Below are 21,998 nucleotides of genomic sequence, written 5' to 3'. Positions count from 1 at the left end.
TCACCCGGAGATCGTGATGTCGGCCGGCGCGAACATGGGCAGTTGGAGGCTCACGTCCGCCGTGTCGGTGGGCGGTGCCGGGAACTGCATGAACACCGGGATGGTCTCGCCCGACTTGATGGATGAGATGCCCGTGGTGGTGAGCGGGCGGCCGTCCGTGTCCCTCAGGACGTAGTAGCGCTTCTTCCCCTTGGAATCGACCAGCGTGGCCCCGCCGAACGAGCGGCCGTTCCTGATGATCTCGGTCTCGTTGCCGCTCAACTGCGCGGGGATGGCCAGCGTCTTGTCGCCGTCGTTCTTCAGTTCGCCACTGACCGTGATGAATCCACCCGTGTCCCGGGAGGCGGAGCCGATCTGGAGCAGCAGACCGTTGGGGCCCTTCAACTCGGCCAAGGGGTCACCCGCCTGCTCCTCCTGAGCACTCGGATCGGATCCGCCGGTGCTGGGCGCGGACGGCGAAGCCTCCGGCTTCTTGTCGTCGCCTCCACTGCCGCAGCCGGCCGCACCGAGGGCCAGTCCGGCCGCGACGGTCATCGCGACCATCCCCCTACGGGCCTTCGTGGTGAACCGAATGCTCATGCCTCTGCTTCCTTCGTCATTCGTCGTTGGCTTGTCAGTCGGCCAGATGGACGTCGAAGAGGTCCTCGGGTTCCGGAAGGGTGCTCGGGTCGTCCGGGTCCGGGTCCCAGTTCGTGTCGTCGCAGGTGAGTTGCGGCAGTGGCAGTGTGTCGTTCCCGTCGCCCTCGTCGGCGTCCCCGCCGGGAAGGTCGAAGGTGCACAGCGGCTTGATCACGGCGATGGCTGACGCCGTCGAGTGCTTGTCCTCCGTGCCCGGGACTATGGAATCACCGACGGACTTGTTGGTCTCGACATCGACCTTGTAGCCCAACAGTCCTTGCGGACCGCAGCCTTCGACATCCGCGTCGTTCTGGGCGGCGAGTTCGTAAGCCCGCCAGCAACCGTCGAGCACCGCGGTGTCGCCGTCGAGGATGTCCCGCCATTTCGCCGGGTCCGCCACGACCTCCAACCAGTCCCCCGCCAACCGGTCCCGGGTCTCCTGCGCCGCCGCGAGGGCTGCCGCGTCGGCGGCGGTCTGGGCTCCGTTCCTGTTTGCCGCGGCCTGGCCGACCGCAAGGTACGCGAACGCGAGAAAGAGCAGACCCGCCACCACTGTGATGTAGATGGGGAAGGCCTGCCCTGCGTCGTGCCTTCGGGGCCTCGTCAACCGCCGGTGACCTCGGTGATCTTGTCCGTGATCGCGTTGAAGATCGTCTGCCCGATGTCCGTCCCCGTAATGGCCAACACAATCGCCACAACCACCGCGATGATGCCCAGATACTCCACCGCCGTCTGCCCCTCGTCGTCCCGCACGGCGCGGGAACGCAGGTTCTCGACGGTGGTGTGGATCCAGTTGCTCATGGTGTTCCCCTCTGGGCTCGCAAGTCCGGTGAGAAGTCTCGGGAGAAAAGTAAGCGGGAATTCCCCGAACACCAGAGGGTCCCTGGGCCCAATTCCCGGCCCCGGCCGAAAACCATCGCTGTGTCATCGCCGGTCAGCTCCGTCCCGGGTGTGAACCCGGCGCCGTGCCCAGCCACTTGGCGGCGGCCTGCGCGCGACTGGTGCTGTGGAGTTTGGCGAAGATCCGGTTGATGTGGTTCTTGACCGTCTTCTCGCTGATGAAGCAGGTGGCGGCGATCTGCTGGTTGTTCATGCCCGCTGCGATGAGGTCCATGATCTCCGCCTCCCTCCTGCTCAGCCGGAACCGCGATCTGTACGACGAAGACTGTCCCACAGTCGATTGCACTTGCGAAAGCGGTTCCCCGGAATTCCCTGTAACAGTTGGGAGTTCATCGTTTGCTTGCGCGAGCGATGGCCACGCCGCAGCCGCCGCCGTAGGCGTCAGCCGTGGTCTCCCCCGCCGGACATCCCGTACGGCCTCCAGCAGTTCGTCCGTCGTGAACTCGCCGTGCACCAGATAGCCGGCGGCCCCCCGGCGCAGCGCCTCGCGGACCGTCTCGGACTCCCCGCTGTACGTCAGCATCATCACCGGCGCGATGCGTACGAGATGCGGAAGTGCCGCGATGCCGTCCATGCCCGGCATCCGTACGTCCAGGAGGATCACGTCGGGGCGGTGCCGGCGGGCCGCCTCCTGGGCCTCGTGGCCGTTGGTCGCCTCGGCCACGACCCGTATGTCGGCGTGGGTGGAGAGGAGGGCCGTCAGGCCCGCCCGGACCACCGGGTTGTCGTCGGCCACGACCAGTCGGAGCGGCGGCGTGGCGGGCGGGGGTGATTCCGACGTCTTCATGGGATCGCCTTCGTCGTCGTCAGGGCCGCCAGGGGCAGTTCCAGGCGGACCTCCGTGCCACGGGCGTGGGTGCCCTTGCCGAAGTGGATGCGGGCGCCTATCGACGCGGCGCGTTCGGCCATGCCGAGCAGGCCGAAGTGGCCGGTTCGGCGGAGCTGGTCGAGGGTGGCGTCGGGCGGCAGGCCCCGCCCGTCGTCCCGCACCGTCAGGCAGAGAACCTCGCCGCGGACGCCCGCCCGGATGTCGACCCGGGTGGCGTTCGCGTGGCGGTGGGCGTTCTCCATGGCTTCGGCCGTGATGGTGAGGAGCTGGCGGGCCACGGCGGGCGGAACGGCCGGTGCGGGGGCTTCGCCCATCCGGTCGCAGGTCGCCGGCAGGCCCGTTCGCGCGGTGAAGTCCCTTGTCTGATCCGCCAGTTCGGGTGTCACGTCCGTCATCCGGTCCGGGTCGGACTCTCGGCGCAGGTCGGCCAGTAGTTCCCGGGACTCCGCCGCCGCTCTGCGGGCCGAGCGGGAGACCAGTTCCGCCTGCTGTCCGATGCGGGCCGCGTCCAGCGGGGTCGCCGCCGCCGAGACCGCGAGGCCGTCGGCCGCCAGTGCCACGCCGTGCAGCGTCTTCGCCACCGAGTCGTGCATCTCACGGGCCAGCCGGGCCCGTTCCGCGCTCACCGCCTCCGTGACCGCGAGGCGCGCCCGGACCGTGGTCAGCGCCTCGGTCGCCGTGCCGAAGCGGAGCATGAGGTTGCGCAGCGAGGAGCCCAGCGCACCCGTGATGACGCACAGGCCCGGCAGGAGCAGCTTGTCGGCCAGGCCCGCGGACCGGGCGTCCGTGTTGATCGCGTAGGCAAGGAGCAGGATCAGGGACTGCACGCTCGCGAAGACCGCGGCGCCCCGGTAGCCGTAGACGATCCCGGCGAGCAGCGGGGTGCAGACGCTGACGTAGGCCAGAGTCGTGTCCGGGCCCGCGGAGATCAGCAGCAGGGACGTGAAGAGGGTGTCCGCCGCCAGGAGGGTGGGGTGGCGCAGGAGGAGCGGGCCGAAGCGTTCCCAGTCGCGGAACAGGACGTAGGAGCCCATGAAGGTGACCACGACCGCCGCGCCCACCAGCCGGGTGCCCAGGCCCGGCGCCGCGCCCAGCAGGGCCCCGGGTGCGGACAGCGCGATCATGGCGAGCCGGAAGCCGAAGACCTGGCGGCACATCGCCTGCAGGGCGTTGACCTGGAGCGGGATCCGCGCGGACCGGTCCGGCTCCCCGGAGCCGTCCGCGGCCCGGCGACGGCCTCGCAGCAGCCCGAGGCCGAACCTCGCACCCCCGGCCCCCGATCTCACCCTCAACGGCATGCCTGCCACGGCCCCTCCCCCTACTCCCCCGTCAGCGAACCGAAGTCCGTGCCCGACCCCAGCAGCAGCCCCGCCCCCAGCAGGATCATCGTCGCCGGAACCATGAACGTCGTGATCATCAGCGTGGCCCTCGGCACCGCGCGGGCCGCCTTCCGGCGGGCGTTCTGGGCGTCGGTGCGGCGCATGTCCTTGGCGAGGGCGACCAGTGTGTCCACGATCGGCGCGCCCAGTTCCTCGCCCTGCTGGAGCGCCGTCACGAACATGGCCACCTGTTCGGAGTCGTTGCGCCGGCGGAGCTCCGCGAAGGCCTGGCGGCGGCTCATGCCGAGGTCCATCTGGCGCAGGGTGATGCGCAGTTCGTCGGCCCATGGGCCCTCGTACTTGGAGGCGACCCGGTCGAGTGCCTGGCGGAAGCCCAGGCCGGCGCTGACGACGACCGCGAGGACGTCCAGGAAGTCCGGCAGGGTGCGTTCGATCTCGTCCTTCCTGATCCGGATCGCCGACCAGATGCCGACCTCCGTCCAGAAGGCGCCGAACGCCAGCAGCAGCAAGGCCACCAGGAACTGTCCGCGCAGCAGGAACACCAGGAAGCCGACCGCGCCCAGGAAGCCGTACACCGCGCGCCTGGCGGCATAGCGGTCGATGGTGAGGCCGCCGGGGTTGCCCGCGAGGTCGATCTTGCGGCGGTACTTGGCGACCAGCTTCGGGCCCATCAGGCGCAGTACGGCGGGGGCGTAGCGCATGCCCATGCGGTCGATGAGCGAGTCCACGGCGCCGGTTCGGGTGGCGCCGATCTCCAGGGCCAGCGCGAGATCGCTGGGCAGTCTGGTCTCCGCCCGGTACAGGCGGATGCCGGCGAAGACGCCCCAGACGCTCAGGGCCATGACCGTCGCGAGCAGGAGTCCGATTCCGAGTTCCATCAGCTGTCCCCCGCCCTCAGACGTCGATCCGCGAAAGGCGGCGGATCAGAATGAAGCCGACCGCGTACAGTCCGAACGCGGTGAGCACCGCGGCCTGGCCCAGCGGCGAACCCGTCATCCGGTCCAGGGCGCCGTCCTTCACCCCGTTCATCAGGAACAGCGACCCGATGCCGAGCACCGGGACCGCGTACGAGGTCATGCTCACCTGGGACAGCTGGGTACGGACCTCGCGCCGGGTCTCCTTGCGCTCCTCCAGCGTCTCCGTGAGGTTCCGCAGCGCGCTCACCACCTGGCCGCCGGCCCGGTTGGAGAGGACCAGCGTGGTCACCAGGACGACCAGTTCGCGCGACGGGAGGCGTTCGGCGAGCTCGCCCAGGGCGTCGTCCATCGAGGCGCCGAGGGCCAGCTGGTTGGAGACGTTGGCCAGTTCCTCGCCCGCCGGGGCCTCCAGCTCCTCCGCGGCGAGGCCGATCGCGGTGCGCAGGGCGAGACCGGCGTGGGCGGCGTTGGCGAGGATGCGGGCGAGTTCGGGGAGTTGGTTGATGAACTTCTCGATGCGCTTCTGGCGCTGCCAGTTGAGGAACTGGACCGCGGCCCACACGCCCAGCAGGCCCGCGATCGGGCCGAAGAAGGGGGCCAGGGTCGCCTGGCCGATCAGCCACAGGCCGGCCACCGTCGCCAGCATGTAGACGAAGAATTCGCCCGGTGTGACGTCCAGACCCGTGGCCACCAGCCGCAGTTCGAGCTGTTTGCCCAGTTTCGTACGGCGCAGCCGGCGGTCCAGGTCGACGAAGCGGCGGCGTCGGCCCCCGGCTCCGGTGAGCTGGCCGGTGGCGGTCAGGCGCTCGACCAGGGCCTGGCGCTGTGCCCGCCCCGCGGCGTAGGCGTGGACGCCCAGCACGGCCAGCGCGCAGGTCAGCAGCACGATGCCGGTGGTGAGCGTGATACGGGTCTGGAGGTCCATGGTCGGGGTCCTACCTGGCTTCTCGGGTGGCGAGCTCGAGCGGGGTCTGGGCGACGCCGAAGGCCTGGGGTATCGGCTGGCTCGCCATGTAGAGGCGGTCGGCGGTGCGGCGTGGCAGCGGGTAGTACGCGAAGGCGCCGTGGACGCGGCCGTCGGGCGTCATCGGTTGGGCGTTGAAGCGGGCGACCGTCGCCAGGCGGTACGGCTCCGCCCCGTGGCTGTCCAGGATCGCGATCTCGGTGATCCGGCGGGCGCCGTCCGGGAACCGGGTCAGCTGGATGAGCACGTCGACCGCGCTGTTGATCTGGTCGTGCAAAGCCTCGAAGGGGACCGTGACATCGGACATGGACGCCAGCGTCTTCAGACGCATCAGGGCGTCCTCCGCGCTGTTGGCGTGCACGGTGGCCAGCGAGCCGTCGTGGCCGGTCGACATCGCCTGGAGCATGTCCAGGGACTCACCGCCTCGGACCTCACCGACGACGATCCGGTCGGGCCGCATCCGCAGCGAGTTGCGGACCAGGTCACGGATGGTGACCTGGCCCTTGCCCTCGACGTTCGGCGGGCGGGACTCCAGGCGGATCACATGCCCCTGCTGGAGCTGGAGTTCGGCGGAGTCCTCGATGGTGATGATGCGCTCGCTCTCGGGGATCAGGCCCGACAGCGCGTTGAGCAGCGTCGTCTTCCCCGTGCCCGTGGCGCCGGAGACGATGACGTTGAACTTCGCCTGCACCAGCCCGGCGAGCAGATACACCATGGGCTCGTCGAGCGAGCCGAGGCCGGTCATTTCGTGCAGGGTGAAGGAGCGCGGGAAGCGGCGGATCGTCAGGGTCGCGCCGGTCAGGGCCAGCGGCGGGATGATGACGTTCACGCGCTCGCCGGAGGGCAGCCGGGCGTCGACCATCGGATTGGACTCGTCCACGCGCCGGTTCACCGTCGAGACGATCCGCTCGATGGTCTGCATCAGCTGGTCGTGGGAGGGGAAGCGGAGCGGCAACTGCTCCACCCGGCCCCCGCGTTCGACGAAGATCGCGTCCGGGCCGTTCACCATGATCTCGGTGATCGACGCGTCCTCCAGAAGCGGCTCCAGGATGCCGAGGCCGAGTGCCTCGTCGACCACCCGGCGGATCAGCTGCGAGCGCTCGACCGTGGACAGCACCGGACCCTCGCGGCTGATGATGTGCCCGAGCACCCGTTCCAGGCGGGCCCGCCGCTCCGCCGCCGCCAGCGAGCTCATCTCCGCGAGGTCGATCTCCTCCAGCAGCTTGGCCCGGTAGGAGGAGACCAGGTGGCCGTCCTCGCCCCGGCTGCCGTGCTCCTCGGGGGAGTTGATGCGTGACCTCAGACTCATGTGGATCCTCGTTCAGTGGTCGAGCGGCATGGTCGCGGTCTTCTGGGCGTCGTCGAAGTCCCAGCCGGGGACGATGGACGGGATCTGGACGGTGGCGGTCACGGTGATCGAGTCGCCGCCGGACGCCTCCGAGCAGCTGACGGACAGCCAGTCGCTGATCGCGTTCACACAGCCGTCCTGCGCGCTCCCGTCCAGCGAGGCCGCCCGCGCCCCCGCCCTGGCCGCGGTGCCGGCCTGCTGGGCGGCGTAGGCGATGAGCCCGATCTGCACGCCGGCCATGGCGACGAGGATCAGGATCGGGATGAACCCGAGGTACTCGATGGCGACCTGACCGCGGTCGCGGCCCGCACGGCCGGGGCGAAGTCGGTACGGCATCTCAGTCCTTCTCCTCCTGTACGGCCCCCGCGTGGCCCTCGACGGTGAACGGGAAGCCGATCGCGCCCGGGAAGAGGACGGGCACCCGGAGGGTCACATCCGCCGTGACAAAGCCGCCGCTCGCCCCGCACTCCACTCCGGCATCCCCCTGCCATGCGTCGGGAAGGTGCTCCAGCCCGGCCTCCTGGCAGGCCGACTGCCCCTCCGACGCCGTCCCCGCCCGCACCGCCTCGTCCGCAGCATTCCCCGCGAGCGTGTACGTGTACCCCACCAGCACGCACTGCCACAGCAGCACCAGCGTCAGGGTGATCAGCGGCAGCATCCCGAGGAACTCGACGGCCACCTGCCCCCGGTCGTCCCTGAACCGCCCCTTCACCGCCCTATTTCCTTTCGCCTGCGGAAGGTCAGCGCCGCCCGGTCCGCGCCCCGCGCCCTGCCGACTCGGCGCTGCTGTACGGCCCCCTCGGTGCCTTTGACCAGGCCCAGTTCGCCCGCGAGCGCCCAAAGGGCCTGCTTCACCGTGCTCTTGCCGTCCAGCTCGTGCACCCGGCCGGCGTCGACCGCGCCCTGGAGTTCCTTGAAGTTGGCGGGAATCGCGGTGACGGCGATGCCCGTGCCGGTGATGCGCTGGATCAGGGCGGGCTGGATCTCCGTACCGCGGGTGTGGCGGTTGACGACGATCGTGGTCTCCTCCGCCTTGCGGATCTGCAGGCGGTCCCACATCCGTACCGTGCGTTTGGCGCCGCGTACGGCGACCACGTCCGGCGTGGTGACGAGCAGGGCGGTGTCGGCCATCTCCACGGCGGCCGCGCTCGCGCCCGACAGCTGGGCGCCGCAGTCGATGACGACGACCTCGTAACGGGAGCGCAGGGCGCTGACGATGTGGCGGGCGGCCCGGTCGGTGACCTCCTCGCCGCGTTCGCCGTCGCCGGGGGCGAGCAGCAGCGCCACGCCCGTGTCGTGCCGGAACACCGCGTCCGCCAGCACCCGCGGCGAGATGTCGTTGATGGCGGCGAGGTCGACCACCGAGCGGCGGAACTGGATGTCGAGGTAGGACGCGATGTCGCCGGTCTGGAGGTCCATGTCGAGCAGCGCGGCGCTGCGGCCCGAGGCCTGCGCGGCGAGGGCCAGCTGGATGGCGGTGAGGGTCGCCCCCACGCCTCCCTTGGCGCCGCTCACCGTGACCACCGTGCCGCCGACGCCGCTGAACACATCACCGCCGGCGCCCAGATGACGCCGTACACCCATGGACCACTGGGCCACCGCGTTGACCCGGCTGGCCAGTTCCTCGTAGCTGAGCGGCAGTGCGACCAGGCCGCGGGCGCCGTAGTCCATGGCGGCCTGGAAGAGACCGGGGCTCGCGTCGGAGGTGACGAGGATGACGCCCACCGCCGGGAAGCGCAGGGCGACCTCGCGGATGAGTTCCAGGGCGGGGACGGGGCCGATGCGCTCGTGGACCACGACGACCTCGGGCAGTTCGTCGATGGACTCGGCGGCGAGACGGGCGAGGGTGTCGACGAGCTGGGTGGAGTCGGTCACCGGGGCGACCGGCTCGGCGTCGGGGAGCTGGCTGAGCAGCGTCGTGAGGGACCGGACCGCGTCCGCGTCGCCGACGGCCGGGAGGATCCTCGTGGGCATGGGGGCCTCTCACTTGTCCTTGGCGAGTTCGTACGTGCGGTTCGTCGCGGGGATGTCGGAGTCGGCGCCGGGTGCCACCAGGGCGAGCCGGACCTCGTCGGCGAACGACTCGGCGTACGTGAGGCGCTGGGCGTCGATCGGTTCGAGGGCGAAGGTGATCGGGACGGCCTCGGTGGGCCGCCGGCCGTTGTCGTTGTCGTCGGGCTGGAGCGAGGTCAGTTCGCCGACGTCGATGACCCGGGCGTTCTCCACGATCAGCCTGGACTGGTCGGGATCGCCGTCGCGTTCGCCCTCGAAGGTGGCGTAGACGTTGACCTTGGAGCCCGGGGTGATCTTGCCGGCCACTCCGGTCGCGGCGTCGATCATGATGGCGATCTCCTGCTCACCGGTCTGGAGGGCGGGCTGGTCGACGATCATGTCGCTCTGGAGCAGGGAGCCCTTGCGCAGGTTCGTGACGGCGATCTTGCCCCGGACCTCGCGGAGATCGGTGACCGCGTTCTCCGACAGCCACCGTTCGGGCATCTCGATCTTCTCGAACTGGCCCGCGCTGAGCGGTGTGTAGGGGGCGACGTTCCGCTTGAGCTGGTAGGCGGTGACCTCCGGCCCGACCTTGGACTTCACGTCGCTGATGACGGACAGGACACCGGCGAAGGCGCCGAGGGCGCAGACGATCGACAGGAGCAGGAGTATCACGCCGCGGCGCTGACGGGAGTTCATGAGCCGTGCAACCTCATTGGGGGAATCGGTCGGGGGGCGGTCGGGGTGGGGCCGGGTCCGTCAGCCTGCGCGGGCCGGCTGCTCGTGGGTGGGCGGGACGGCGGAGCAGAAGACGCAGCGGTCGCCGATGACGTCGATGCCGCACCAGTGACAGGAGTTCTGCCGTACGGAGGTGACGAGCTGGTAAAGCACCGACAGGTCGGGCAGATAGGCGCAGAACTCGATCAGCTTGGCCGTCCCCCACCAGGTGGCCGACTCGGCGGGCAGGACCACCTCGCGCAGGCCCTGTGCGTTCCAGGACTTGGCCAGGGTGGCGGTGACCCAGTCGGACTGCAGCTGCCCCTGGGCGACCAGCATCGACGTGCCGAACTCCGGGCCGGCGAGGGTGGCTCCCGGGGCGATGCGGACCAGCTGCGGGCCGGGGTGGGCGAGGACGCCGAACTGGCTGCCGGGCATCCAGGACTTGGCGTGCGACTTGAGGTCGACGGGGACGCGGTCCAGCTTGGTGACGGAGCCGAGGAGCGCTCCGGCGTGAATGTAGTGGGTGAGCAGCCGGCCGGCCGAGGCGAGGATGCCGGGGCTGAGGTCGCAGGAGGCGAGCTGGCGCAGCTGGCGGGCGAGGACCGCGAGGCCGAGCGGGGGCAGTTCGGGCCGGAACACGGCGATACGGTCGCTCTCCAGCAGGGACCGTACGGTGTGCAGCCGCTGCTGTACGCCCCGGGGAGCGGCCTGCGAGCAGACGACGATCACATGGCCGTGCTGCTCGATCAGCGTCTGCATGCCCGCCAACGACCGTTCCAGCGGCTCCCGGTCGAGGTCCCCCAGCACGACGGCGGGCACGGTTCGCTCGTCCTGCGCCGGCAGCGCCATGTCGGCGCTGGTCACGGCAATGGCAGTTGACACGCGTCGCTCCCCGTTTCCCGCCCGGTTTCGGTGCGTCGGTGTTACTCCGGTGCACCGAGATGACTTCATTGCGTGACTATCTCAGCACTGTATCCACGGCTCGATGGCCGGAGAACAGCGTTTCTGTAGCCGGGAAGGAACTCTGTTCGCACAAGTCACGCCAAAACGGGGCAGGTTGCGCACGCCAATTCTCCATGACCGGAATCTCTTGACACTCGGATTGGTCTGGACCAACTTGGTTGACATGTTCATACACAGACGACAGGGGCGCCGCGGCCGACCGGCACGCCTCTGGGCGGCAGCCGTCACCTCCGCCCTCTCCCTCACCTTCCTCAGCGCGGGCCACGCGGCCGCGGCGGACGTCAACAACGCCAAGAACGCCGGCTTCGAGTCCGGCCTGACCAACTGGACCTGCTCCGCGAACAGCGGCGCGACCGTGTCCTCCCCGGTGCACGGCGGCGCCACCGCCCTGAAGGCGACCCCGGCCGGACAGGACAACGCCCGCTGCACCCAGTCCGTGGCGGTGAAGCCCAACTCGACGTACTCGCTGAGCGCCTGGGTGCAGGGCGGCTACACCTACCTGGGCGTCACGGGCACGGGCACCACCGACGTGTCGACCTGGACGCCGGACTCGTCGTCCTGGAAGCAGCTGTCGACCACCTTCACCACCGGCGCCTCGACGACCTCGGTGTCCGTCTACACGCACGGGTGGTACGGGCAGGCGGCCTACTACGCGGACGACCTGTCGGTCTTCGGCCCCGACGGCGGCGGTGGCACCGACCCGACCCCCACGATCCCCGGCGCCCCGAGCGGGCTCAGCGTCTCGGGTACGACCTCCTCGACCGTCTCCCTGGCCTGGAACACCGTCTCGGGCGCGACCGGCTACAACGTCTACCGCGGCGGCACCAAGGTGACCGCGGTGACCGGCACTTCAGCGACCGTGACCGGGCTCGCGGCCTCGACGTCGTACTCCTTCCAGGTCACGGCGGCCAACTCGGCCGGTGAGTCGCCGAAGTCGGCGGCGGTGACGGGGACGACCACGGCCGGCCCGGTGGGTCCGGCCCTGCCCAAGCACGCGGTGACCGGCTACTGGCAGAACTTCAACAACGGCGCCACCGTCCAGAAGCTCGCCGACGTCCAGTCCCAGTACGACATCATCGCCGTCGCCTTCGCGGACGCGACCACGACGCCGGGCGCGGTCACCTTCAACCTGGACTCGGCCGGGCTCGGCGGCTACACCGTCGACCAGTTCAAGGCGGACATCAGGGCGAAGCAGGCCGCCGGGAAGAAGGTCATCGTCTCGGTGGGCGGTGAGCGCGGCACGGTGTCGGTGAACGACTCCACGTCGGCGACGAACTTCGCGAACTCGGTGTACTCGGTCATGCAGGAGTACGGCTTCGACGGCGTCGACATCGACCTGGAGAACGGCCTCAACGCCACCTACATGACGCAGGCGCTGCGCTCCCTGTCGTCCAAGGCGGGCTCGTCGCTGGTCATCACGATGGCGCCGCAGACCATCGACATGCAGTCGACGTCGAACTCCTACTTCCAGACGGCCCTGAACATCAAGGACATCCTGACGGTCGTCAACATGCAGTACTACAACAGCGGTTCGATGCTGGGCTGCGACGGCAAGGTCTACAGCCAGGGCTCGGTGGACTTCCTGACCGCCCTGGCCTGCATCCAGCTGGAGGGCGGCCTCGCCCCGTCCCAGGTCGGGCTCGGCCTGCCGGCCTCGACGCGGGGCGCGGGCAGCGGGTACGTGGCGCCGTCCGTCGTGAACAGCGCCCTGGACTGCCTGACCAAGGGCACGGGGTGCGGTTCCTTCAAGCCCTCGCGGACCTATCCCGACCTGCGCGGCGCGATGACCTGGTCGACGAACTGGGACGCGACGGCGGGCAACGCCTGGTCGAACGCGGTGGGGCCGCACGTGCACGCGCTGCCGTAGGCGCCACCGACCTACCCCATCGGACGGTAGTGGCCGAGCACCCAGGCCAGCTGCGGGAACCACTCCTGCAGCCGCGCCCGGGGCTTGGCCTCCACCGCGCACTCGTGGAACCGGCCGTCCGGGTGGACCACGGCGACCATCAGCGCCTTGCCGTCCGGACTCGCCTTGTAGTGGACGCCGTGGATCTCGGGCCAGCGGAACTCCAGCGTGTGCCCGGACATCTCGAAGACGACGCCGGACGCGTCGACGACGATCGCGTTGCGCTTGTCGACGGCCAGGAACTCCGGGCCTGCCGGGACCGGGGCGGGTGCGTACGCGGGCGGTGCGGGGGCGTACTGCGGCGGGGGTGGGCCGAAGCCCGGCATGGGGGGTGGTGGCTGCTCGGTCATCCGTCGGGTCCTTGGTCCAATGCTCGCGGTGCCCAATGTGAACTCTCGGTGCTGCGGTGACATTCTTCCTCGCCGATTCGAACACAGTGGTTTGCTGTGCCCGTGGAACACGGTCAGGAGCACTTCGAGGCACGGGTACGACGGCTGCGGCCGATGTGGCGGGCCGTGGTGGTGGCCGGTGTCGTCATCGCATGCGTCGCGATCGGCGCGGCCCTGCTCGGTCCCCGGGGCGACGAATCGCACGCCCCCTCCCCCGGCCCCACCTCCAGGGCCGACCTGGTCTCCGCACTCAGGCAAATGCTGCCAGAGGGCAGGATCACCGAGCCAAGCAGACTGGGCGCAGGAAGCAGTCCGTATGGCACGGAGATCGTCTACGACGACGGCAAGGGACCGGCGGCCATCCGCCTCGGCTTCGACCGCTATATCCCGAACGACATGCAGGGCGAGATGACCATCGGCTGTCCGACCACGGCCGGGTCGGAGGACGACAACTGCGTAATGACTTCGCTGCCCGACCACTCGCGCGTGACGCTGCTCAGAACGTACGCATACCAAGATGACCGGCGCCTGGACACCAAGGTGTGGTCGGCCCAGCTGCTCACCTCCAGCGGGCAGTACGTCAGCGTCACGGAATGGAACTCCTCCGCCCCGTCGGGGGCTCCCATTAGTCGGGCCGAACCTCCACTGTCCGCAGCGCAGTTGAAAGAGCTGGTCACGGCCGGGGTGTGGCGGCGGATCGTGGACGCCGTCGTCGACGAGCGGAAGGGCTGGGCGCAGTCACCCACGCCGAGCGAGGGCGAGGTGCCCACCGTGGAGGCAGTCAATGACACCCTCGCTGCGCTCCTCCCCAAAAACCGCCAAGTCTTCGAAACACGCAACGATTACCCGTACGTCGATGTCTTCGACGTCAAGGCCAAGAACTTCGTCCCGATCGAGACCACGGTCCTGATCGACGTCCAGCAGGACACCCCGTCCGACATGGCCGACGAGTCGTACGGTGCCGACGCCGAGACGCTGCCCGACGGCACCAAGGTCGCCACCCGGCGGGGGCCGGGCGACAAGGGCGTCGAGGAGAGCGTGATGTGGACCGTCGACACGCTGCGGACGGACGGTCTGCGTGTGGTGATCAGTGCGTACAACCCCGCCAGCCGTGGCGTTCCTTTCCGCTCGACCCCGAATCTGACGATGGAGCAGCTGCGGGAGATCGCCCTCAGCCCGAAGTGGGACCGGTTCAGCTGAACGGCTCTAGAAGAACTCCGACCACGGCTGGTCCCAGACCTGCTTCAGGCACAGCACCAGGAACAGCAGCCCGGCGATCGCCAGCATCACGTTGCTCACCGGCCCGTTGCGCCATTGACTCGGTGTGCGCGAGGAGTTGAGGAGCCACAGCAGGGTGCCGGCGAGGAACGGCAGGAAGGCCGCGCCCAGGACGCCGTAGATGATGATCAGGCGGAAGGGCTCGCCCTGGAAGAGCAGGACGATGGGCGGGAAGGTCAGCCACAGCAGGTACGCGCGGAACGGCCAGGAGCGTTCGCGTGCGCCGGAGGCGACCTCCTCGCCTTTCTGCTCGCCCTGGCCCCGGAAGCGGGCGACGAAGTCGGCGAACATCAGGCTCACGCCGTGCCAGACACCGATCAGGGAGGTGAAGGAGGTGGCGAAGAAGCCGATCAGGAAGAACTTGGCCGTCGCGGTGCCGTACTCCGCCTCCAGGATGTCGGTCAGTTGCAGCAGGCCCTTGTCGCCGCTCGCGATGGCCACGTTCGCCGAGTGCAGCAGCTCCGCGCCGACGAAGAGCATCGCGATCACGAAGATGCCGGTGGTGGCGTAGGCGACCCGGTTGTCGAGCCGCATGACCTTCATCCAGCCGGTGCTCGTCCAGCCCTTGGCGTTGACCCAGTAGCCGTACGCGGCAAGGGTGATGGTGCCGCCGACACCGCCGATCAGGCCCAGGGTGTTGAGGATCGAGTCCTTCTCGTCTGGCAGGACGGGCAGCAGGCCGGCGAAGGCGTCCGGGAGGTTCGGGGTGACCCTGATCGCCAGGTACACCGTCACCACGAACATGACGCCCACCAGGACCGTCATGACCTTCTCGAAGACGGCGTACTTGTTGAACCAGACGAAGACCAGGCCGACCAGACCGCAGGCGATGGCCCACCACTCCAGGTCCATCACGTCCGGGAAGAATGCCTGCAGCGGCAGCGCGCTGGACGACATCGCGGCCGCGCCGTAGACGAAGCCCCAGATCACGACGTAGACGCCGAAGAAGTACGTGGTCCAGCGGCCGAGGCTGGCCCAGCCGTCGAAGAGGGTACGGCCGGTCGACAGATGCCAGCGCCCCGCCGCCTCGGCGAGGGAGATCTTCACCAGGCAGCCGATGACCGCGGCCCAGAGCAGGGTGTATCCGAAGTTGCTGCCCGCGATGAGGGTGGCGACCAGATCGCCGGCCCCGACACCGGTCGCGGCGACGACGATGCCGGGCCCGATGTACCGCCAACGGGATGTGCCGGGTGGGGGGTTACTGCCGGAGGATGCCTCAGTCGACGTGGGGTTACCTGTGGTGTCCGCCATGCAGATCAAGAAACCGTAAAGAGGCCGGGTCGACAAGAGGGCGGGCACGGACGGACTACCCGCGGCGCGGCGACACCCCCGGACCGTGGGACGAACCCCCGACGACGAGCCCCGGCGCGCACCGGCATGTGCCGAGCTCGAACCACACCGTCTTCCCCACCCCGTCCCGTACCTCGCACCGCAGGATCCCGTGCGCGGCGGACAACGTGAGCCGGAACCGGCTCGCCGCCTGTCTCAGGGCGTTCGTGGCGAGGTCGCTCACGAGGCGCTCGGCCACGTCGGCCAGTTCTTCCAGATCCGCGAGTCCCCATCCCTCCAGTTGCCGGCGGACGGCCGCGCGGGCCTCGCCGACCGCGGAGGGACGTGGTTCGTACTCGACGCTCAGATGGCCTGCCCCTATGGGCGGTTGGGGATTGAAGCCGTACAGCATGGGTCCAGGGTGAGGGGTACGGGGGTACGTCCGCATGGGGAGGAATACCCGATTCCATACCTGCACCCGGAACTCCCTACCCGTACTGGAGCCGTACGCTCGCCCCGTCCCCCTCGACCCGCACATCGACGTAGGCACACACCTGACGGGCGAACCACAGCCCCTGTCCGGGCTCCAGTTCCGCACTGGCCGGCGGTACGAAGCCCGCGAGCGGGTCGTCGACCCGGTGCCCGGTGCGCAGTTCGCAGACGCACGCCGGGGCCTCGCCCCACAGCAGCGCACCGTCGAGCGGGCCGACGGCGGCGGCCGCCTCCGCGACGGCCGTGCCGAACAGCTCCGCGTCCGCGGCGGACAGCCCCTGCACGGTGGCCCAGGTGCGTACGGCGTCGGCGGCAGGGGCCGGGCCGGTGAGGCGCTCGGCGTCGGCGGGCGGCGGTGGCAGGGGTACGGCGTCCAGTTCGGCGGCGAGCCGGAACGGGTCCTCGTACACACCCGTCCCGGGGTGGGCCCGGCGGGCCGCGGCGACGATGGCGGGGCCGGTGACGCGGGCGTCGTAGGCGCACAGCGCGGTCGTGGCGTGCGGGGCGAAGAGGAGGTTGGCGAGGGCCTCGTAGCGGATCCACTCGGCGGTCTCACGCGGCGAGCGGCCCGCGCGGCCGCCCCAGACAGGCTCCATCAGGAGATGGACACGGCCGCCGGGGCCGGCGTTCGCGGCGAGGTAACCGGCGCCCTGGGCGATGGCGTTGGCGGCGGAGCCGGTGTACCAGTCGGTGTGCGGGACGAGGCCGATGTCCTTCGCGTCGGTGCCGAGGGCGTCGCGCAGCAGGTCGAGGTTGCCCGGGGCGGCGATGACGACCGGTGGGGGCTCGCCGGGCGCCGCGAGGGCTTCGGTGAGGAAGGGGAGGGCGTCGGCCAGGAACTCGTCGTCGGTGTCGAAGACGCTCATACGGTGGTCGAAACGGTCCTGGGGCGGGGTGGGTCGGGCGGTCATGGTACGGGCTCCTGTCGGGTGCGGATCGGGGGTGCTGCGGCCGCCTCGACGGCCGTGGGTGTCAGCGCTGGGCCGCCACCCAGGCCGCGATCTGGCTGCGGTTGCTGAAGCCGAGCTTGCCGAGGATGCGTTCGACGTGGCCCTCGGCCGTGCGGCGGGCGATGACCAGGCGGTCGGCGATCTGCTGGTTGGCGAGTCCCTGGGCGACCAGTTCGGCGACCTCGCTCTCACGGCGGGTGAGGCGCACGCCGGTCGCGGCGCGGCCGGGTCTGGGACGGCCGTTCGGCTTGCGGCCGGCCGTGGGCCGTGGGGGCCTTCTGCCGTCGTCGACGGCGTACTCGACGGTCTCGGTGAGGTCGAGTCCGGCGCCGCGCTCGTACGCCCGACGGTAGTCGGGCGGGCCCAGTGCCTCGCGTGCCCGGGTCTCGCTCTCCCGGCGGGTGGACTTAAGGGACGCCGAGCCCCAGCGGTCGCGGTCGATGGCGGACCAGGTGCGGTCGGCGGCGCCGAGCAGGACGGCCGCGCGCTCCTGGGCGCCTGTCTCGGTGGCGGTGCGGGCCAGGAGGTCGAGGGTCAGGGCGATGCCGATGACGTCGTGCACGGCGAGTTTCAGGCGCAGGGCATGGCGGGCGTGGTGTTCGGCCCGTTGCCAGTCCCGCTGCACGGTGCGGGCGAGGGCGAGGATCCGCAGGACGTACGAGTGCACCCACTCCTCGCCGTGCCGTTCGCACATCCGCCGGGCCCGCTCGCAGACCTCGACCGCGCGGTCGGCGTCGCCCAGGAAGCCCAGGGCGCAGGCTAGTTCGACCTGGTCCAGGCCGTGGAGGCTGAGGTGCTGGCCGGGGACGGGGCCGCGGGCGACGCTCGCCTCGAAGTGCTTCAGCGCGGCCGGCAGATCGTCCATGAACAGGGTGATGACACCGATGACGTACTCGGCGTGCGCCGCCTCCGCCTCGTCGTCGAGGTCTCCTGCCAGCGCGTGGGCGTCGCGGGCGCGGGCGAGGCCGGCGGTGAGGTCGTGGGTGGCGGCGGCGAGGAGCCCCGCGATCCACAGGCCGCGGGCCCGTTCGCCGGTGGGCTCCGGGTTGGCGGCCAGGGCGCGCTCGAGCCAGATCCGGCCCTCGCGCGGGGCGCCGCAGGCGTGCCAGTAGAACCACAGGGTGCCGGCGAGGCGCAGTCCGGTGAGGGATTCGCCCTGGGTGGTGAGGCTGAAGTCGAGGGCGGTACGGAGGTTGTCCTGGTCGGCCCGGAGCCGGGCGACGATCTCCCGCTGCCCCGGCCCGAACCAGGCGCTCTCACAGGCCGCGGCGCGGCGCAGCATCCAGTCCCGCTGGCGCCGCCGGGCCGCGGCCTCCTCGCCGGGGAGCCGGCGCAGACGGTCCAGGCCGTAGTGGCGGAGGGTGTCGAGGAGGCGGTAGCGGATGCCGTCGGGCCCGGACTCCCGGGACAGGACGGATTTGTCGACGAGGCCGGTGATGGCGTCGAGGACGTCATGGTCGTGAGCCGACGCCCCTTCAGGGTCCGCCCCCGCCTCCCGCGCACACACCGCCTCCGCCGTCTCCAGGTCGAAACTCCCCGCCAGCACCGACAGCCGGGCCCATACCGACTGCTCGCCCCCGGTGCACAGTTCGTGGCTCCAGTCGACCGTGGCGCGCAGGGTCTGGTGACGGGGCAGGGCGGTGGGGCTGCCGCCGGTGAGCAGGCGGTAGCGGTCGTCGAGGCGGGCGAGCAACTGGTCGACGTCCAGGACGCGCATCCGGACGGCGGCGAGTTCGATGGCGAGGGGCAGGCCGTCGAGGCGGCGGCACAGACGGGCGGCGGAGGCGCGGTTGGCGGCGGTGAGACGGAAGCCGGGGACCACCGCGGCGGCCCGGTCGGCGAAGAGGGCCAGGGCCGGGCCGCCGTCCGGGTCGGGGACCGGCAAGGGGCGTACGTCCAGCAGGTGTTCCTCGGTCAGGCCCAGCCGGTGGCGGCTGGTGGCGAGGATCCGTACGCCGGTCGTGCCGTGCAGCAGGGCCCCGGCGAGTTCGGCGCAGGCCGGCAGCAGATGTTCGCAGTTGTCCAGCAGCAGGAGCAGCCGGCGGTCCCGCAACCGCTCCACCAGCGCCTGAAGCGGCGGCTGCGCGGTGTGGTCGTGCAGGTCCAGCGCGTCGGCGGCGGCGAGCGGGACGAGCGCCGGGTCCTCCAGGCCGGAGAGGTGCACGAAGCGCACGCCGTCGGGGAAGGTGCGCCGTACGCCGGCCGCGAGGCGTGCGGCGAGGCGGGTCTTGCCGACGCCGCCGGGGCCCGTGAGCGTGACGAGCCGGGTCCTCGCCAGCAGTTCGCGTCCGGCGGCCAGTTCGGCGCGCCGGTCGACGAAGCTGGTCGTCTCGACCGGCAGTCGGTGATCCCGTCGTGGCGCTGATCCGCCCATGATCAGCTGTTCCTCCGGGTGTGGTCGAAGGCTGGGGAGGCGGTGGGTGCGCCGGTCCCCGCCACTCCGTCGCTCCCACCGCTCTCCCCTTGCGCGGATCACCACACTCCCCCCACCCGGCGCCGCCTTGCACGCCCGGATCACACCCCGGGGTGGACTTCCCCCGGGACCGCTCCGCACAGCGGCCGCGCGCGTACACTGCGCGGCCGATTTTCGGATGGTTCACGCCATCGGCACCCCGCCCGCTCTTGACCCGTTCATGCCATAGCCGCACGATGAGCGCCACACCCGCACCACGTACCCGCACGTCGCACTGAACCCCACCCCCCACTCCCACAAGGAGAATTCATGCGACTTCGCATACGCGGCTCAGGCGCCGGGAGCGGCAGACGGACCGCCGCCCTCGCCGCCCTGCTCGCCCTGACCCTCGCGGCACCGCTCTCGGCGAACGTGTCGGCCAACGCCGACAGCGCCGACGGCTCCGCCAAGGCGGCCTCGTCGGCCGACGACATCCGGCAGTACGAGGTCCGGCTGCAGGCGACCGCCAAGGACCGCACGGCACTTCAGCGGGCCGGCGTGACCGTGGACGCCAGCGACGACCACGGCGTCGTCGTCTCCGGCCGGGCGGACCAGATCAAGAAGCTGAGGGCACTCGGCTACGACGTCACCCCGCTCGGCGCGGTCCCCGACCGGTCCGCCGGCGAGGACGACGTACGCCTGTACGACTTCCCGTCCGGCGACTCGCGCTATCACAACTACGCGGAGATGACGAGCGAGATCAACTCGATCGTCTCGGCCAACCCCTCCATCGCGAGCCAGCGGGTCATCGGCACGTCGTACCAGGGCCGGAACATCGTCGCCATCAAGATCAGCGACAACGTCGGCTCCGACGAGGCCGAGCCGGAGGTCCTGTTCACCCATCACCAGCACGCCCGTGAGCACCTCACCGTCGAGATGGCGCTGTATCTGCTGCGCGAGCTGACCTCCGACTACGGCAGCGACTCCCGGGTCACCGGCATGGTGAACAACCGGGAGATCTGGATCGTGCCCGACCTCAATCCGGACGGCGGCGAGTACGACATCGCCACAGGCTCCTACCGGTCGTGGCGCAAGAACCGGCAGCCCAACTCGGGTTCGTCGGCCGTGGGGACCGACCTCAACCGGAACTGGAACTACCGGTGGGGCTGCTGCGGCGGTTCCTCGGGGTCGACGTCCTCGGAGACGTACCGGGGCGCGTCCGCCGAGTCGGCGCCCGAGGTGAAGGTGGTCGCGAACTTCGTGCGCAGCCGGGTCGTCGGCGGCAAGCAGCAGATCACGGCCGGGATCGACTTCCACACGTACAGCGAGCTGGTGTTGTGGCCGTTCGGGTACACGTACTCCGACACCACGACCGGGATGACGGCCGACGACCGCAACGCGTTCGCCGCGGTCGGGCAGAAGATGGCCGCGAGCAACGGCTACACGCCGGAGCAGGCCAGCGATCTGTACATCACCGACGGGTCGATCGACGACTGGCTGTGGGGCAACCAGAAGATCTTCTCGTACACCTTCGAGATGTACCCGAGGTCCGGAGGGGGCGGGTTCTACCCGCCCGACGAGGTGATCGAGCGGGAGACGGCCCGGAACCGGGATGCGGTGCTGCAGTTGCTGGAGAACTCGGACTGCATGTACCGGTCCATCGGCAAGGAGGCCCAGTACTGCGGTTAGTTACTCGGCGTCGTCTTCGAAGTAGGCGTCGAGGACCGCGTCCAGTTGCTCGTCCCACTCCTTGAAGCGGCTCCTGGCCGTCGCCTCGATCTCGATCGGGTACCAGCGGCGGTCAGGAGTGTGCACCGTGACGGTGTATCGCTTCCCGAAGCGCGGGGACTCGGTCTCCAGGGCGCCGATCTCGTCCCAGCGGAACTCACACTCCTGGTCGTCCAGGGTGAGCCTTACGCCCTTGTGGTCGACGACGATTCTGGCCCGGCGATCGGCGGCCTCGAAGACGGGCCCGTCGGCGGGCGTCTCCTCGTCGTCGTCATCGTCATCGTCCTGGACGTCGGCCTCTTCGGAGGTCTCGTCCGAGGTCTCGTCGCCGGTCTCGACATCGGCCTTCGCCTCGGGCTCCTCGGCTCTCTCGAGGACCGTCTCCTCGACGTCGCCGTCCTCGGCCGCGTCCTCCTTCTTCGACGCGGGCGAGGTGAGCCCGGGGATGAAGGCCGGGTCGAACCCGGCGCCCTCCAGGGGCTGGCTGCCTGAACCTATGCGCTGCTCCACAGCCGAGCAGTATGGTCGACAACCCTGTGTCCCGCACAACCAGCCCCCGCATCGTTATACGAACAGGCTCAACACCGCCGCCACCACGAACCCCGCCACCGACAGCACACTCTCCAGCACGGTCCACGTCTTCAACGTGTCCCGCTCGGTGATGCCGAAGTACTTGGCGACGATCCAGCTGCAACCATCAGCGAGCTCCGCTCGCGGGCACCGTCGTTGACATGCGAGACGAAGACCGAGCCAAGAAGCCGGCGGCCCCCACCAACACAGCGAAGGCCGCCTCCATCCCGCACCTCCCGATCAAGGCGCGATCACCGCTAGACGAACAGACTCAACACCGCCGCCACCACGAACCCCGCCACCGACAGCACACTCTCCAGCACGGTCCACGTCTTCAACGTGTCCCGCTCGGTGATGCCGAAGTACTTGGCGACGATCCAGCTGCAACCATCAGCGAGCTCCGCTCGCGGGCACCGTCGTTGACATGCGAGAC

23 protein-coding genes and 1 pseudogene are annotated in these 21,998 nt (G+C 70.1%); 3 read left to right on the top strand and 21 right to left on the bottom strand.

Going from position 1 to position 21,998, the window contains the following annotated elements:
• The 13 genes from ACFQ6S_RS32050 to ACFQ6S_RS31990 form a co-directional block, all read right to left on the bottom strand.
• Entirely contained in the window at positions 1–579 is a 579-nt protein-coding gene (locus ACFQ6S_RS32050; protein WP_383417527.1) for a hypothetical protein, read from the bottom strand.
• Positions 580–613: 34 nt separating this feature from the next.
• A complete protein-coding gene (locus ACFQ6S_RS32045; RefSeq protein WP_383417524.1) occupies positions 614–1,225 on the bottom strand; it encodes a pilus assembly protein TadG-related protein in 612 nt (203 codons plus the stop codon).
• Positions 1,222–1,419 carry a Flp family type IVb pilin gene (locus ACFQ6S_RS32040; RefSeq protein ID WP_383417521.1) on the bottom strand — a complete coding sequence of 66 codons (198 nt, stop codon included), beginning with the start codon at positions 1,417–1,419 and terminating at the stop codon, positions 1,222–1,224. Before ACFQ6S_RS32040 ends, ACFQ6S_RS32045 begins: the two co-directional genes overlap by 4 nt.
• 133 nt (positions 1,420–1,552) lie before the next feature.
• Positions 1,553–2,305: a response regulator gene (locus ACFQ6S_RS32035; RefSeq protein WP_383417518.1), complete on the bottom strand. Its 753-nt coding sequence runs from the start codon at positions 2,303–2,305 to the stop codon at positions 1,553–1,555.
• Positions 2,302–3,645 carry a sensor histidine kinase gene (locus tag ACFQ6S_RS32030; RefSeq protein WP_383418270.1) on the bottom strand — a complete coding sequence of 448 codons (1,344 nt, stop codon included), beginning with the start codon at positions 3,643–3,645 and terminating at the stop codon, positions 2,302–2,304. The genes ACFQ6S_RS32035 and ACFQ6S_RS32030 overlap by 4 nt, the downstream gene beginning before the upstream one ends.
• A gap of 20 nt (positions 3,646–3,665) precedes the next feature.
• The gene (locus ACFQ6S_RS32025; protein WP_383418268.1) at positions 3,666–4,553 is read right to left on the bottom strand and encodes a DUF5936 domain-containing protein; all 888 of its coding nucleotides are present in this window, start codon (positions 4,551–4,553) and stop codon (positions 3,666–3,668) included.
• Positions 4,554–4,581: 28 nt separating this feature from the next.
• Positions 4,582–5,529: a type II secretion system F family protein gene (locus ACFQ6S_RS32020; RefSeq protein WP_383417515.1), complete on the bottom strand. Its 948-nt coding sequence runs from the start codon at positions 5,527–5,529 to the stop codon at positions 4,582–4,584.
• A 10-nt stretch (positions 5,530–5,539) separates the two neighbouring features.
• On the bottom strand, positions 5,540–6,877 hold the full coding sequence (locus tag ACFQ6S_RS32015; RefSeq protein ID WP_383417512.1) for a CpaF family protein: 1,338 nt from the start codon (positions 6,875–6,877) through the stop codon (positions 5,540–5,542).
• Between the two features lie 12 nt (positions 6,878–6,889).
• Complete coding sequence (locus ACFQ6S_RS32010) at positions 6,890–7,252, bottom strand: TadE/TadG family type IV pilus assembly protein (protein WP_383417509.1); 363 nt, start codon at positions 7,250–7,252, stop codon at positions 6,890–6,892.
• A gap of 1 nt (position 7,253) precedes the next feature.
• Entirely contained in the window at positions 7,254–7,574 is a 321-nt protein-coding gene (locus tag ACFQ6S_RS32005) for a pilus assembly protein (protein ID WP_383418266.1), read from the bottom strand.
• 50 nt (positions 7,575–7,624) lie between these two features.
• Positions 7,625–8,890 (bottom strand): CpaE family protein, encoded by a 1,266-nt coding sequence (locus tag ACFQ6S_RS32000; RefSeq protein WP_383417506.1) that lies wholly within the window; start codon positions 8,888–8,890, stop codon positions 7,625–7,627.
• Positions 8,891–8,899: 9 nt separating this feature from the next.
• The gene (gene cpaB / locus ACFQ6S_RS31995) at positions 8,900–9,607 is read right to left on the bottom strand and encodes a Flp pilus assembly protein CpaB (protein WP_383417503.1); all 708 of its coding nucleotides are present in this window, start codon (positions 9,605–9,607) and stop codon (positions 8,900–8,902) included.
• Between the two features lie 60 nt (positions 9,608–9,667).
• The gene (locus ACFQ6S_RS31990) at positions 9,668–10,477 is read right to left on the bottom strand and encodes a hypothetical protein (RefSeq protein ID WP_383418264.1); all 810 of its coding nucleotides are present in this window, start codon (positions 10,475–10,477) and stop codon (positions 9,668–9,670) included.
• Positions 10,478–10,754: 277 nt separating this feature from the next.
• Here ACFQ6S_RS31990 and ACFQ6S_RS31985 point away from each other — a divergent pair, with 277 nt between their 5' ends.
• Positions 10,755–12,458, top strand: a complete 1,704-nt coding sequence (locus ACFQ6S_RS31985) for a chitinase (RefSeq protein WP_383417500.1) — start codon at positions 10,755–10,757, stop codon at positions 12,456–12,458.
• A gap of 11 nt (positions 12,459–12,469) precedes the next feature.
• Here the strand turns inward: ACFQ6S_RS31985 and ACFQ6S_RS31980 are convergent, their stop codons facing one another.
• On the bottom strand, positions 12,470–12,847 hold the full coding sequence (locus ACFQ6S_RS31980; RefSeq protein ID WP_383417497.1) for a hypothetical protein: 378 nt from the start codon (positions 12,845–12,847) through the stop codon (positions 12,470–12,472).
• 102 nt (positions 12,848–12,949) lie between these two features.
• Here ACFQ6S_RS31980 and ACFQ6S_RS31975 point away from each other — a divergent pair, with 102 nt between their 5' ends.
• Positions 12,950–14,086: a hypothetical protein gene (locus ACFQ6S_RS31975; RefSeq protein ID WP_383417494.1), complete on the top strand. Its 1,137-nt coding sequence runs from the start codon at positions 12,950–12,952 to the stop codon at positions 14,084–14,086.
• Positions 14,087–14,092: 6 nt separating this feature from the next.
• Here ACFQ6S_RS31975 and ACFQ6S_RS31970 read toward each other — a convergent pair whose 3' ends face one another.
• The 4 genes from ACFQ6S_RS31970 to ACFQ6S_RS31955 form a co-directional block, all read right to left on the bottom strand.
• Positions 14,093–15,415, bottom strand: coding sequence for an Nramp family divalent metal transporter (locus ACFQ6S_RS31970; protein ID WP_383417491.1), 1,323 nt, complete (start codon positions 15,413–15,415; stop codon positions 14,093–14,095).
• A gap of 55 nt (positions 15,416–15,470) precedes the next feature.
• A complete protein-coding gene (locus ACFQ6S_RS31965; protein WP_383417488.1) occupies positions 15,471–15,845 on the bottom strand; it encodes a hypothetical protein in 375 nt (124 codons plus the stop codon).
• A gap of 76 nt (positions 15,846–15,921) precedes the next feature.
• Positions 15,922–16,836 (bottom strand): anti-sigma factor RsbA family regulatory protein, encoded by a 915-nt coding sequence (locus ACFQ6S_RS31960; RefSeq protein WP_383417486.1) that lies wholly within the window; start codon positions 16,834–16,836, stop codon positions 15,922–15,924.
• A 61-nt stretch (positions 16,837–16,897) separates the two neighbouring features.
• Positions 16,898–19,249, bottom strand: coding sequence for an ATP-binding protein (locus tag ACFQ6S_RS31955; RefSeq protein ID WP_383417483.1), 2,352 nt, complete (start codon positions 19,247–19,249; stop codon positions 16,898–16,900).
• A gap of 348 nt (positions 19,250–19,597) precedes the next feature.
• On the opposite strand from ACFQ6S_RS31955, the gene ACFQ6S_RS31950 reads away from it, so the two are divergent.
• On the top strand, positions 19,598–20,956 hold the full coding sequence (locus ACFQ6S_RS31950; protein WP_383417481.1) for a M14 family metallopeptidase: 1,359 nt from the start codon (positions 19,598–19,600) through the stop codon (positions 20,954–20,956).
• Here ACFQ6S_RS31950 and ACFQ6S_RS31945 read toward each other — a convergent pair whose 3' ends face one another.
• The 3 genes and pseudogenes from ACFQ6S_RS31945 to ACFQ6S_RS31935 form a co-directional block, all read right to left on the bottom strand.
• On the bottom strand, positions 20,957–21,505 hold the full coding sequence (locus ACFQ6S_RS31945; RefSeq protein ID WP_383417479.1) for a hypothetical protein: 549 nt from the start codon (positions 21,503–21,505) through the stop codon (positions 20,957–20,959). It abuts the gene before it with no gap.
• A 54-nt stretch (positions 21,506–21,559) separates the two neighbouring features.
• Positions 21,560–21,747: pseudogene (locus ACFQ6S_RS31940) on the bottom strand (hypothetical protein); the annotation flags it as partial.
• A gap of 75 nt (positions 21,748–21,822) precedes the next feature.
• Positions 21,823–21,998, bottom strand: a 176-nt coding sequence (locus ACFQ6S_RS31935; RefSeq protein WP_383418262.1) for a hypothetical protein, incomplete at its 5' end; no start/stop codon positions are given.

Origin of the sequence: Streptomyces sp. NPDC056479, from assembly GCF_042795335.1 — a bacterium.
Classification (GTDB): domain Bacteria; phylum Actinomycetota; class Actinomycetes; order Streptomycetales; family Streptomycetaceae; genus Streptomyces.
Note: the sequence above shows the minus strand (reverse complement) of the source record. Positions and strands in the feature narration are given on the sequence as shown.

What these genes read in the sequence shown, in the direction of transcription:
- ACFQ6S_RS32050 (WP_383417527.1), bottom strand. Translation starts at nt 579, where the DNA reads ATGAGCATTCGGTTCACCACGAAGGCCCGTAGGGGGATGGTCGCGATG.
- ACFQ6S_RS32040 (WP_383417521.1), bottom strand. Translation starts at nt 1,419, where the DNA reads ATGAGCAACTGGATCCACACCACCGTCGAGAACCTGCGTTCCCGCGCC.
- ACFQ6S_RS32035 (WP_383417518.1), bottom strand. Translation starts at nt 2,305, where the DNA reads ATGAAGACGTCGGAATCACCCCCGCCCGCCACGCCGCCGCTCCGACTG.
- ACFQ6S_RS32030 (WP_383418270.1), bottom strand. Translation starts at nt 3,645, where the DNA reads ATGCCGTTGAGGGTGAGATCGGGGGCCGGGGGTGCGAGGTTCGGCCTC.
- ACFQ6S_RS32020 (WP_383417515.1), bottom strand. Translation starts at nt 5,529, where the DNA reads ATGGACCTCCAGACCCGTATCACGCTCACCACCGGCATCGTGCTGCTG.
- ACFQ6S_RS32015 (WP_383417512.1), bottom strand. Translation starts at nt 6,877, where the DNA reads ATGAGTCTGAGGTCACGCATCAACTCCCCCGAGGAGCACGGCAGCCGG.
- ACFQ6S_RS32010 (WP_383417509.1), bottom strand. Translation starts at nt 7,252, where the DNA reads ATGCCGTACCGACTTCGCCCCGGCCGTGCGGGCCGCGACCGCGGTCAG.
- ACFQ6S_RS32005 (WP_383418266.1), bottom strand. Translation starts at nt 7,574, where the DNA reads ATGCTGCCGCTGATCACCCTGACGCTGGTGCTGCTGTGGCAGTGCGTG.
- ACFQ6S_RS32000 (WP_383417506.1), bottom strand. Translation starts at nt 8,890, where the DNA reads ATGCCCACGAGGATCCTCCCGGCCGTCGGCGACGCGGACGCGGTCCGG.
- cpaB (WP_383417503.1), bottom strand. Translation starts at nt 9,607, where the DNA reads ATGAACTCCCGTCAGCGCCGCGGCGTGATACTCCTGCTCCTGTCGATC.
- ACFQ6S_RS31990 (WP_383418264.1), bottom strand. Translation starts at nt 10,477, where the DNA reads ATGGCGCTGCCGGCGCAGGACGAGCGAACCGTGCCCGCCGTCGTGCTG.
- ACFQ6S_RS31985 (WP_383417500.1), top strand. Translation starts at nt 10,755, where the DNA reads ATGTTCATACACAGACGACAGGGGCGCCGCGGCCGACCGGCACGCCTC.
- ACFQ6S_RS31980 (WP_383417497.1), bottom strand. Translation starts at nt 12,847, where the DNA reads ATGACCGAGCAGCCACCACCCCCCATGCCGGGCTTCGGCCCACCCCCG.
- ACFQ6S_RS31970 (WP_383417491.1), bottom strand. Translation starts at nt 15,415, where the DNA reads ATGGCGGACACCACAGGTAACCCCACGTCGACTGAGGCATCCTCCGGC.
- ACFQ6S_RS31965 (WP_383417488.1), bottom strand. Translation starts at nt 15,845, where the DNA reads ATGCTGTACGGCTTCAATCCCCAACCGCCCATAGGGGCAGGCCATCTG.
- ACFQ6S_RS31960 (WP_383417486.1), bottom strand. Translation starts at nt 16,836, where the DNA reads ATGACCGCCCGACCCACCCCGCCCCAGGACCGTTTCGACCACCGTATG.
- ACFQ6S_RS31955 (WP_383417483.1), bottom strand. Translation starts at nt 19,249, where the DNA reads ATGGGCGGATCAGCGCCACGACGGGATCACCGACTGCCGGTCGAGACG.
- ACFQ6S_RS31950 (WP_383417481.1), top strand. Translation starts at nt 19,598, where the DNA reads ATGCGACTTCGCATACGCGGCTCAGGCGCCGGGAGCGGCAGACGGACC.